This window comes from Sphingobacterium sp. SYP-B4668, from assembly GCF_027627455.1.
GTDB lineage: Bacteria > Bacteroidota > Bacteroidia > Sphingobacteriales > Sphingobacteriaceae > Sphingobacterium.
In genome coordinates this window covers 5,053,461-5,065,778 of record NZ_CP115483.1, presented here as the reverse complement: position 1 = coordinate 5,065,778, position 12,318 = coordinate 5,053,461, and the positions used below count along the sequence as shown (strand labels likewise).

8 protein-coding genes are annotated in these 12,318 nt (G+C 40.8%); 6 read left to right on the top strand and 2 right to left on the bottom strand.

Going from position 1 to position 12,318, the window contains the following annotated elements:
- The first annotated feature begins 38 nt into the window (after positions 1 to 38).
- The 4 genes from porL (at position 39) to OQ289_RS20620 (ending at position 4,424) form a co-directional block, all read left to right on the top strand.
- Positions 39 to 683 carry a type IX secretion system motor protein PorL/GldL gene (porL, locus tag OQ289_RS20635; protein WP_270088620.1) on the top strand — a complete coding sequence of 215 codons (645 nt, stop codon included), beginning with the start codon at positions 39 to 41 and terminating at the stop codon, positions 681 to 683.
- Positions 684 to 726: 43 nt separating this feature from the next.
- Positions 727 to 2,250, top strand: coding sequence for a type IX secretion system motor protein PorM/GldM (porM, locus tag OQ289_RS20630; RefSeq protein WP_033566026.1), 1,524 nt, complete (start codon positions 727 to 729; stop codon positions 2,248 to 2,250).
- 104 nt (positions 2,251 to 2,354) lie between these two features.
- A complete protein-coding gene (locus OQ289_RS20625) occupies positions 2,355 to 3,392 on the top strand; it encodes a gliding motility protein GldN (protein ID WP_270088619.1) in 1,038 nt (345 codons plus the stop codon).
- A 165-nt stretch (positions 3,393 to 3,557) separates the two neighbouring features.
- Positions 3,558 to 4,424, top strand: a complete 867-nt coding sequence (locus tag OQ289_RS20620) for a cupin-like domain-containing protein (protein ID WP_270088618.1) — start codon at positions 3,558 to 3,560, stop codon at positions 4,422 to 4,424.
- A gap of 32 nt (positions 4,425 to 4,456) precedes the next feature.
- On the opposite strand, the gene OQ289_RS20615 is transcribed toward OQ289_RS20620, so the two are convergent.
- Complete coding sequence (locus OQ289_RS20615; RefSeq protein ID WP_270088617.1) at positions 4,457 to 7,333, bottom strand: PD-(D/E)XK nuclease family protein; 2,877 nt, start codon at positions 7,331 to 7,333, stop codon at positions 4,457 to 4,459.
- A gap of 75 nt (positions 7,334 to 7,408) precedes the next feature.
- Positions 7,409 to 10,798 (bottom strand): UvrD-helicase domain-containing protein, encoded by a 3,390-nt coding sequence (locus tag OQ289_RS20610; protein ID WP_270088616.1) that lies wholly within the window; start codon positions 10,796 to 10,798, stop codon positions 7,409 to 7,411.
- Between the two features lie 317 nt (positions 10,799 to 11,115).
- On the opposite strand from OQ289_RS20610, the gene OQ289_RS20605 reads away from it, so the two are divergent.
- Positions 11,116 to 11,655 carry a 30S ribosomal protein S16 gene (locus tag OQ289_RS20605; protein WP_033566029.1) on the top strand — a complete coding sequence of 180 codons (540 nt, stop codon included), beginning with the start codon at positions 11,116 to 11,118 and terminating at the stop codon, positions 11,653 to 11,655.
- Between the two features lie 69 nt (positions 11,656 to 11,724).
- A complete protein-coding gene (gene rimM, locus OQ289_RS20600) occupies positions 11,725 to 12,249 on the top strand; it encodes a ribosome maturation factor RimM (RefSeq protein ID WP_270088615.1) in 525 nt (174 codons plus the stop codon).
- Positions 12,250 to 12,318: the final 69 nt, after the last annotated feature.

The window sequence follows — 12,318 nt, the reverse complement described above, 5'->3', positions numbered from 1 at the left end:
ACTAATCGAAGCTAAAACTATTAAATCAAGAGAGCAAAATGGCAACTAAGCGTAAGTTTAAATTTGGGATCAATACACTCATCAACTGGGGAGCGTCAGTCGTAATCATAGGATTGATGTTTAAAATATTGCATTTTAAAGGAGGGGAATGGATGATTGGTGTTGGATTGGCGGTAGAAGCGGTATTGTTTTTTATTATGGGATTCTTGGCAAGCGAGCCCGAGTTGGACTGGGCACGTGTCTATCCAGAGTTGGACGAAGACTATAAAGGAGAATTGCCTAAAGCAGGTGCTCGTCCTGTCGTAGCACAGCCTGCAGTAGCGCTAGGAAATACTGCTGCATTGGATAAGTTGTTGCAAGATGCCAAAATCGACGAGAACCTGATTGGGAATTTGGGTGATGGACTACGTACTTTCAGCGACAAAGTAGCAGCCATCTCAAAGGTAGCTGATACGGCTACTGCGACAAATCAATTTGCAGACAAATTGAATGCGGCATCCACAGGAGCGGCTCAATTAAGTCATGCTTTTGATAGAGCGGCAGCTGATTTGCAGACGTTCAATGAGTCTGCTGCAGATATGCATCAGTTCAAAGAACAAGTAAGTACATTTAATAAAAACTTAGCGTCATTAAATGCCATTTATGGGAATATGCTTTCTGCTATGAATACCAATAGATCATAGGTAATATTTTAATAATCATCCTTTATTAATTAAAATTTACATTATGGCAGGTCGTAGAGAAACACCAAGACAGAAGATGATCGGAATCCTATATTTGGTGCTACTGGGGTTAGTAGCGCTCAATGTAAGTGATTCCATATTAGATGCATTTAAAAATTTAGCAAATAGCTTAAGCACGTCTACCCAGAATACGCAATCAGGGATAGACAATATGTTTTTGTCTTTTAGAGAGACAAAAATGAAGGAAAATCCAGAGCGTGCCAAACCTATCTTGGAACGTGCGGAGAAAGCACAACAGTTGACCAGCAATTTGACTTCGTACGTAGAAGAATTGAAGACGCTGTTGGCGCAAGAAGGTGGTGGGGAAGATGATGAGACTGGAGATTTGAGAAAAAGAAACAATACAGATATTGCATATCGATTGATGATTACCGAGAAAAGAGGTAAGGAATTGAGAGAAAAGATAAATGCAACGAAAGCTGAATTGGAGAAATTGACAAATAAAGAAGTCAACTTCAGTTTATTTGCACAAGATCCTCCGGCAAGGGCAGGTATCAAGAAAAGTTGGGAAGATTCTAACTTTGGAGATGGTATCCCATTGACTGCGGCAATCACGGCATTGGAAAAAATAAAGGCAGATGCCAAGAATGCCGAATCTGCAGCTGTCAAACATATTTTTGGAAAGATGGACCAGGCAGTCGTCAATTTGGATAGGTTTTCAGCAGTGGCCGTAGCACCCACCTCGTACTTGATTCAAGGTCAACCGTATACTGCTAAGGTCTTTTTGACTGCTTATGATTCGAAGTCCAATCCGCAAATCTCTGTAAATGGTGGAGCATTGAACGTGACCGATGGACAGGGACTATATTCGGTGAATACATCGTCTGTAGGAGAGTTTAAATGGCAAGGTAAGATTATGGTGCAGCAGACAGACGGTACAATGAAAGAGTACATGACAGAGCCCATGACCTATCAGGTGGCGAAGCCTTCGGCAGTCGTATCTCCTGATGCTATGAATGTCTTGTATATTGGTGTGTCAAATCCAATTTCGGTATCTGCACCTGGTATACCTATGAGCAGTATCGATGTGAGTGGCTCAGGTGTTAGCGTTTCAGGGTCGGGAGGTAAGTATGCTGCTAAAGTATCCACTCCAGGCAAGGCAACTATTAGTGTATCTGCAAAGATTGATGGTAAAGTGCAGCAACTCGGTACGACAGAATTTCGGGTGAAGCGTATCCCGAAACCTGCAGCACGTGTAGCCGGTAAAACTGGAGGAGCAATCTCTGCCGCACAGCTGAGAGGACAAAATGTAGTGTCAGCAGCATTGGATAATTTTGAATTTGATGCTAAGTTTAGCATTACCAAATTTAACATGTATATCTTGAAGCCCAGAGTGGACCCTATAGGACCATATCAATCCTCTGGATCAAGCTTCTCGGCACAGATGAAAACTGGTCTGGGAGCGATTACTCCTGGTACATTGGTGGCGATTTATAATATTGTAGGGGTTGGGCCAGACGGTGTGGCACAAAACTTGGACCCTATTTCATTCCAAGTCACAAATTAGAAATGGGAGAGGGAAGTCTTGAACTGTTAGGGATGGCTTCTTTTTCGTTAAATGAATAGAATGATTCCGATAGTAATCGGAGCAGCTCATAAATAATTACTTCGATGAAAAAGTTAGGTGCTTTATTGATTTTGATCTCGACTTGTTCTACCGCTGTCTTAGCACAGCAAGAGAATCTGTCCAATAGTACCAAGCCCGTGCAGGCTGAGGAGCCTCCTGTGGATGGTTATTTAGTAAAATCTGATATTGCAGAGCGTAAGGTAATCCCATACGCAAACATTCGACAAACGGATATCGCTTACAGTAAGCGTGTCTGGAGAGAATTGGATTTGAGGGAAAAGATGAATAAGGCGTTCGCTTCGCCTAAATCAAGATTAATCGATATCATTGTAGATGCGATTATGAAAGGCGAATTGACGGCCTATGACCCAACACCTACGGATAATGACCCTAATGGCGATAGTTTCAAGAACGTGCTTCCCGTTGATCAAGTCATGTCCCGCTTTGGTGGAGATAGTACATTGGTAGAGGAATACAACGAGAACAATGAAGTGGTGAGCTCACATTATGAATCCAAAAAATTCAGTGGTGAGAATGTGGTTAAGTTTAGGATTAAGGAGGATTGGATTTTTGACAAACAACGATCTGTATTTGAGCCGCGTATCGTGGGTATAGCCCCTTTAGTCACACCAAATATTGAAGGTTTGGCGACCAATCCTATACTTCCTACGGGCACTAATGCGCCTGTAGAGGGAGGCAATCCTTTCGATCCTTTTGCCGTTCAACCAGAGACAGCTACAGCCCAACCTACGAATGAGGATGCTTCTTTAGCGCAATTACCTACGGAGGATGCGACATTTAGTCCTCAGATAGATGCAACACCTGCTTTTTGGGTGTATTTCCCAGAAGCTCGGCATGTATTCGTGAATAAGGAGGTCGTCAACAGAAATAATGATGCAACTGGATTAAGTTATGATGATGTATTCATCAAAAGAATGTTCTCGAGTTACATCGTCAAACAATCCAATCCCGAAGATCTAAGAATTAAAGATTATATTGGCGACGGATTGGAGCGATTGTACGAGTCTGAAAGAATCAAGAAAACATTGATGGACTATGAACAAGACCTATGGTCATATTAAGATAATAAAAGTAAAGTAGACTTTGCTTATTTAGAAATATTCTTATTAACTTGTCTTCCTGAAAGTAGTGATAATGACTCACAGAATTATATCACAAATTAGAAGGCTTAATAGGAATATTTTTTTTTAAGTTTGTATCAGAGGATAAATAATACAGTCAGTCTTGTGAAATTAAAACCAGTAGATAAAATTTCCGGAATAGCTCCGAATGATTTCATTAGAGATTATCTGAAAAAGGGCCAACCCGTGATTATAAAGGACTTTATCAGTCCTAAAAGTGCTTGTTGGGATAAATGGAGTTATGACTATTTCAAAGAGATAGCCGGAAGCGAGGTGATTTCTGTTTATGGAAAAGAAGAAGAATCTCAAGATAGGGCAGCCAGTGCGCCAATTGGGAAGATGACTTTTGGCGAGTATTTGGATTTGATTCAAAGGGAGCCCACCGAATTGAGACTTTTCTTATTTGATTTATTAAAGCTTCGTCCCGAATTAAAGAAGGATGTAATTTACAACGATGTAACGGGCGGAAAGGTCTTGCAGTGGTTGCCTTACATGTTTTTTGGAGGAGAAGGGTCGGCGACACGTAATCACTTTGATATTGATATGTCTCATGTTTTTATCTCCCAATTTCAAGGAGTCAAAAAAATATGGGTATTCCCCAATAGTCAATCGGATTTGATGTACAAATTGCCCTATAATTTCCATGGCATCGCTAATCTGAAAACCAGTAGTGTAGACGAATATCCGGCACTGAAATTTTTGGACGGATATGAAGCGGAGATACACCCCGGGGAGACGTTGTACATGCCGGCAGGATGGTGGCATTATATCCAATATGCTACCGAAGGGTATTCGATATCGGTGAGAGCATTGCCCTCATCATTCAGTGAAAAGCTAAAAGGGGCGCGAAATCTCTTTATAACACGATATTTTGATGATACCATGCGCAAAATTTTCAAAGGCAGGTGGTTTGATTATAAAATTCAAATGGCAAAAGCGAGAGCAAATCGAGCAATCAAAAAATATAAATAGATAAACAAGGCACTTCAAAGAAGTGCCTTGTTTCATTCTTCATCTTCCACTATTGCATTTCGATAAAAAAGCGTGTATGGATCTGATTCATATACCTTACTGTCAGCATGATGTCTGAATGGTATGTCTTTATTGAAAATCTCCTCTAACGTTGCTTTTAGAAAGGATACAAAGTGCTGTTTGACCTGCATGAGGTTTTCGCCCGCTAATATTTCGGTTCTACTATTGAATAAAGTGCCATCTTCACGCATTTTGCGCGCAACATATAGATGGGGTTCTAGTGCTACTCGTCCTGTTACTCGCTCAAATACATACGAGTAGAAGAGTGTTTGTACCAAAGCCTTGTTCTCAGTGTTAGATGTCAACACTTTTTCTATATCTCTGAATACGACACTGTCTCCTCCGGTTTTGTAGTCCACAATCCTAGTCAACACCTGGCCCTCTTTAGTCATTACTTCGTCCACTCGGTCGATGATGCCATACAGTCTGACCGTTTCTTCTTGCCCTTCTATGTGAATGGGAAAATCTAAGATATAGTCCTCATCATTTTCAAGCTCAACGATTTTGAATGCCTTATAGTGATCGATATCATACTGTAGGTACATCTTGATGTATTCACTTGCTATTTTTTGCATGATTCGCTGCATGCTGTTGAGTTCTCCTATACTGCTGATTTCGGTATAGTACTGATTCCCGATTTCGCGTATCACCAGGCTATCTACATCCTCTATTTTAGCAATAAGACGCTGTGTGGATGTAAATTCTCCTAAACCTTTATAGGGTTTTAGTATCGTCTCCATCACATTGTGCACCACGGTGCCTAATCGATTCATCTCGAATTCGTAGGAAATGCTAGGTGGTTCTTTGATTTCGGCCACGTATTTCAAAAAGAACTGTAAAGGTGATTGCAGGTAAGTCGTTAATGCTGTGGCTGATATTTTTTTCTTTTTTTCGATGAAGGACTGCCACATATGGGACCAGATGGCCCCTTCTTTAGGGATTGTCAATTCACTACTTGGCTCTTGGAATTGAATCGTTTGTTGTTGTGTCTGTACTACAAAGCGAAAATTACTTTCAAACATAAGCTGCTTAATAAAACGGCTTTCCTCACCTGTACTTATTTCGTCCACCAAACTGTTATAAAATAAGTGGATACCTTCGCTATATTGCAAGTGTCGATAAAATAGATAAGCAGAGAGCGCATCCTGATTTTCCAGAATTGGAAGGCCGTAGGCTCTCCTGAGATTATTGGGTAGGAATGTTGGTGAGCTAGATGTCTTTGGTAATACGCCCTCGTTGGCACCAAGGACATATATATGGTCGAAATTTAGGCATCGGCTTTCCAAGAGCCCCATAATTTGTAATCCATTCAATGGATCTCCTTCTATTGCAGATGTAATGGGGGAGATGGCTTTTCGTATCAGACCTATCTGGAAAGATATGGAAGTAGGGGCGATCTTTTCAATCCCAAGGTGAAGTTGTTGTAAGACCTTCTTCGTTTCGACGATAAGATTGCTATCTATCTGGTTGATTTTGTCTTGTTCTGCTATCGATATCAGCAGGTTGTCCAATAGATGGATTAACGTGGTAATGAGGTCTTGAGAAGCTTTGAGCCTAGTGAAGAAATTAGGCAATACGCTACTTCTTATTTTAATCTCGTTGATATTCATCTCAAATAATTGCTTGTCCGAGATTTCTTTGAAAATGGCGAATCGCTCCTCTTGGTCCAATCTGCTTAAGGGATGGTTGATGAATGCTTCAACATATTGAAAGGGTACCTTCTCTTTTTTCAAGTGTGAGATTTCTGCCTGTACATCCATCCATAGGTCAACAAGTCCAAAGATTGGAGACTGGGTCAGTGGATATCCTGTCGTGATATTGGGCTTTACATCAGGTAAGCTTTGAAGCAAGGGGACGAGCAGGCTTTCGTCTGCCAATAGAATAGCTGAGCTTTTGTCTGCGCTCTCCTGTTGTTGTAAGATATCATGCAATAGCTTGGTTTGACTAATCTTGCCCGAAGTTGCGTAGATATCTATCCTTTCCTGTCGATTTCCGATAATATTTGGGGCATCTCCCAAGGCATTTATTAATCCGCTGCTATAGATATTGCGTCGTATGAATAAGCCTGCCTCCTGTATTTTATCATCTAGGTAATAGGCATCTGCATCAAAGTAGAATAGTGCCCTTTCTTCGTGTTGCCATTTTTGGAAGAGGTGGGTTTCGGCTCTGTTCAAGGCATTGAACCCTACAAATAATATCTTCTTGTATTTTTCAATAAAGGTCGGATTATCAACACTACCATCTACGATGTTACGATATAAGGTTGGATAATTGATATATCTTTCCTTTTTTAGTTTTTCTTTGAAGGCCCGATATAGCTTAGGAAGTCGCTTCCAGAGTTGTAGAAACCGTTGCTGGATACCTGTATGTCCATCGATGCTAAATGATTGCCAAAATTGCTTGATGAAATGTTGCTGTTCTGATGTGAAATGTTGGAATGCGATATCTATTTTGGTGGTATCATGTAGTTCCATATAGATGTGGTCGATATCCACCAGCTCATAGTCCAATTGACCAAAGTCATTGAGTATAATCTCAGCTATTGGATAGAATTCTTCTAATGTCTCAGCAGCATGCCCCTCAGCAATCAATAGGTCATTATGTAATTGGAAGAGATAGAAGAACTGGCTAAGGGATGAAGCATCTGCCGCCTGTGATGATTGGCTGAAAAATTCTTGGATTGTGAAAAACTGTGGCGACCAAATGGCTTTACCATATACCTCAGACAAATGTTTTTTCAAATAGGTAATCGGACGCTTATTGTTGAATACTATCGCAACATCTGCGAGGTCATCTCCAAATCTATCCCTAATATCTTCTGCAACTACTTTTAAAAACGGTTTACGCATGTTTGTTTGATTAAGAATTCGAGACGAAAGATTACTGCTGTACTGTAGTCTTTGCTCTTCTTACTAAGTTCTAATTTATTTTACTTCTACCAGTTCGTTGCTTTTTGCATAATATAAAAAGCCTTTTACTTGTTGATATCCGAGATTCTCGAGTGCTTTTTTGTAATTGTCGACCTGCCATTTGTGATCTGCGCTGTCTCCCTTGGTAAATTTGAAATCCAGTACGATGGTTTCATGTTCGGCGGTAAATACTTTGTCCGGTCTAATGGTTTCGCCGGTTTCTAAAATGATACTGGCTTCATTCCAAATTTTGTACTGACCATTCAACCATTTATTGATTTGCGGATGATGCCATATTTGGTGGATTTCCCGTAATATAAAGGGACGGTCTTCTGCAGTGAGGACGCCTTCTTCGATGTACTTGTCTACCCATCGGTCTATCTCTTTTTCCAAGCTTATTTCAGACATGATTTCATGGGCGAGTATACCATATTGAGCAGCTTTTTCCATCATCATAATAGTGTTGATAGTGCGTTTTGTTGATTTGTCAAATGCCTTTTGTAGCTCCTGTGATATGGGGTATGCATCGAGTGCTATTGATTGGTGAATTACTTTTCCACCTTGTTCAGCTACGGTTTTAGGAGATAAAGTGGGTTCCTCTTTCTGTAGGGCCGTTTGTCCAATAGCCAGCTGCCCATTTTCAAAGGTAAATGGAGCATCGTCTTGGCCTAGCGCTTGGTATAAGAGGTCGCTGATGTATTCATTCTTAACTTCGTAGCCTAGGATTTCTCCAGTTTTTTTATCAACAGTTTCTTTGAAAGAAGGGGCACAAATATAAAGGTGCTCCACGGCACGGGTGGTGGCCACATAAAAAGTGTTCAATGCATCCATATAGTTGAAGAGCATTTCTTCAAAATATTGCTTGTAGAAGATCGATCGCCCCACGCTGCTATTGTACTTGATTGGAATCTTGCCCAATTGCGCGAAGGGGCTATCTTGTACATCTATCCAAAAGTCTCCGTTGAGCTTGCCGTCTAGGTCCCAAGAGCAAAACGGTATCATGACTACATCATATGCCAGTCCTTTCGACTTGTGTATCGTCGTCACTTCGATAGCATTGACTTTTCCGCTTGAGGGCAGGGTAGCCCGATTTCCATCTTCTTCCCAGAATTCTAGGAATTGGGTAATGCCGCGCTCGCCACTTTGTGAAAAATTGTTGATGATATCTTTAAACGCCAAGATGTATGGTAAGTGCTTATTTTGTTTGGTCGTGAGGCCATAGATTTCAATCAGTTTTTCGACCAAATGAATCAGTGGTGATTTCTGTAATTGATTCCATTCTTCTACCAATTGAGAGGGAAGAATTGGGCGTATATCTTGAATATTATTGGATTTGAAAGCTAGCCAGTATGTGGTGTCGAAAGAGCTATTGCTACGGATGAGTTGATAGAGGTAAGCCATCTTTGCTCGATGTAGGGTGTGGCTCTCGGAATTATAGACCAGCGCTTTGAGCGTTTCCACCAAGAGCAGGATAGCGTCGTTGGATATCAGGGTAAGGGCATCGCCCGATATTACTTCTAATTCCAAGCCTACTGTATTTTTGTACTCCATCAGTTGTTGGATGACCTGCTTGGCTTGCGCGTTACTTCTTACCAAGATTCCGATTTGACGGGCTTTGTATCGGCCAGATGATAGCCAATCACCAATTTTTGTACAAAGGTGTGCTAAAGACTCTTCGATGACTTGATTGCGGCGCCATCGCCCATCTGTAACGGGGAGGTATTGTATTTCAATAGAGCCAGTTCGTGTCAAGTCATCCCGTTTTTTTTCGGGGACGAGCTGGTTGCTGTTCTCATAGGCTTTGATCAACATGTTATTATTACCAGACTCCACCCACCAATGCCAGTCGTTTTCATCAAGCTCCTCTCTAACCTTCTCGTTGAGTACATGTTGAAGTGCATGTGGTATTCGTTGGAATAAATAATTATTTAAATCTATAATGTTGGGTAGGCTTCGGAAATTGGTGTCCAGTGAACCATTTTCGATAAATTGATGTTGCTGATTCGCTCGGAGGTGAAAGGTTTGTACGATTTGTTGTTCAACCTGTTGTAATAATATGCGCCAATCGCCATTACGCCATCGGTATATACTTTGTTTTACATCACCTACGATTAGGTGTTCGCTCAGCTCTTGCTTAGCATTACCTAATGCGTTAATTAGCAACGGGCTGTAATTTTTCCATTGAATGCGAGAAGTGTCTTGAAACTCGTCGAACAAGAAGTAGTTGTAGCGATTGCCGATTTTTTCCCATATAAAAGTGGGGTCGCTATTTTCATCCAATCCTAATTTGTTGAGCAGGATCTGTGAATCCGAGATGAGTTGCGCTCCGTTATTTTTACGCCATTGGCCTAGTAGATCACTCATTTCCTTGAGCAGACGTAGGTAGTAAAGATTGCCTTGGACGGCATGATAAGCGATGAAGCTGGGGTAAAATCGGTAGAGATCGGCTATTTGTTGTAAGATCGGATATAGCGCTTGTTGTATGTCGTATCTAACGACTTTATCGGTCCCTGTATATGGGTCTTCATTTTCGAGGAGCTCCAGGTATTTATCAAATAGTTTCTGTAGTTCGGAAGGAGATTGCTTGAAAATATTCGGGCTCACTTTACTAGTTGTAATGAGTTTATTCCGTGATTTGCCCTTGAGGTCCTCAGCTGTGATATTAAAGCTCTTCAATGTGGTGGAAAACATTTCAATAGTAAGGCTAAAGGTTTCCAAGAATGTGCGGGTCTTGTCCTGGATTTCTTTGTTTAGGAGGTTGAATACTTCTTTGGTATCAGCCACAGTCAAGAAAGCATTGAATTCTTGAAAGTTTTCGGTAAAGATCAAGCTCGCCAACCCAGTCAGTTGTTGACGATAATTCCAGTTTTCATTATTGGCTATTTTTTTGTCTGCAAATTCGATAATCCAATCCAGCAAATCGGGACGCTCATCCAGTAAGTGATTGAGCATGACGGTAAGGTCCTGTTTTACTTTATTGGTGTTCATCTCGATCTTGTATCCGGCATCGAGATTTAGTTCGTAGGTGAAGCTTCGGATTACTTTCTGCGAAAATCCATCTATGGTGCTGACGGTAAAATGACTGTAGTCGTGAAGGATTTTTCGAAATACTTGATAAGCTTTCTCCTGGATGGTCTGCGCATCCCAGTGTGGATGCTGGACCAATAAACGTGTGCGAAAATCAGCAATCTTACTGTTTTGATCAGCCATGGCCAGACCAGAGAGCACGGACAGGATGCGTTCTTTCATTTCAGCCGTAGCCTTGTTTGTGAACGTTACGGCAAGTATTTCTCTGTAATTATTTTCATCTGCCAGCAACAAAGAAATGTAATGTAGGGTAAGACTGAAGGTCTTTCCTGATCCAGCTGAGGCTTTGAGTATTTTTAAGGGTGCTATTTGAGACATGTTGTACACGACTGATTTGGAAGGTTGAAGTTACAGAATATTTGTCTAATGGTAATTACGGTATTCACCGGCGAATAATCGCATTTTTTGTAAAGGTCGATTTGCTGATGGTTCTGAGCCCTTTGGTCCAATTTGTCAAAGAGGAAGGTTTATTTTCCTAGTGGGAGGAACTTATTACAGATTTTGGACCAGTAAAGAGTTGAGACAGAAAGAAGTAATTGTCGCAGGTTCGTTTTTTGAAAAAGAATTACTATCTTTGCGTCCCCTCTTGCAATAATGCTCGGGGGATATGTTGAATACATAAATTATAATCAAACATGGCAACTAAAATCAGATTGCAAAGACATGGTAAAAAAGGAAAGCCTTTTTACCACGTAGTAGTAGCAGACTCACGTGCTCCACGTGATGGTAAATTCATCGAACGTATCGGTTCTTACAATCCTAACACAAATCCAGCGACTATCGTCTTGGATTTTGAAAAGGCTTTGGGATGGATCAACAATGGTGCACAACCTACTGATACTGCTCGTGCTATCCTTTCTTACAAAGGTGTATTGTACAAAAAACACTTAGAAGGTGGTGTGAAAAAAGGTGCTTTTGATGAAGCTAAAGCTGAAGAACTATTCACAAAATGGTCAGAAAGCAAAACTGCTCAAATCGAAGGTAAAAAAGTTGGTTTAGTATCTTCTAAAGAAGAAACTAAAAAAGCTGCTTTAGCTGCTGAAGCAAAGAAAAAAGCTGAAAAAGCTGCGGCTATTGCTGCGAAAAACACTCCAGCAGTAGAAGAAGTTGCTGAAGAAGTTGAAGCACCAGAAGCTACTGAAGGCGCTGATAGCACTGAAGAAACTGAAGGATAATTTTATATTACCAAGAAAAAGTTTTTAAGCCGGTTCTGTATAGGACCGGCTTTTTTGTAAATTTGTACCATGACTTTAGAACAGAGCTTTTACATAGGTTATATCAGCAAAACAAGAGGATTGAAAGGCGAGCTACAGCTCTTTTTTGAATTTGAGGATTATCAAGATTTAGATTTTGATACGCTTTTTGTCGAGGTCAATAAAAAGCTGGTGCCCTATTTTGTCGATCAAATAAAGTACCACACCAATAGTACCGCTTACCTTAATCTTGAAGATGTGGATCATATCGATCAAGCTCAGCCGTTGGTACGGAAGAAGGTATACCTTTCCAATGATAAAATGCCTGAGCGCGACCCCGATGATTTTCGGATGAAGGACCTTGTCGGTTTTTTGGTGGTAGATGAAAAGCATGGCGAGTTGGGCGAAATTACCGAAGTGCAGGATTTACCTCAGCAATTCGTTGCGACTGTCGATTATAATGGCAAAGAACTTATGTTTCCGTTGAATGACGATCTCATTCTTGGGATAGACCCCGAGGAGGAAATTATAGAAGTAGACCTCCCAGATGGATTGGTAGACCTCTATCAAGAATAATAGAAAAAAGCTGCTCTTGTAAAGGCAGCTTTTTCTATTTATATTACGACGAGTAAACGAAGTACGTTT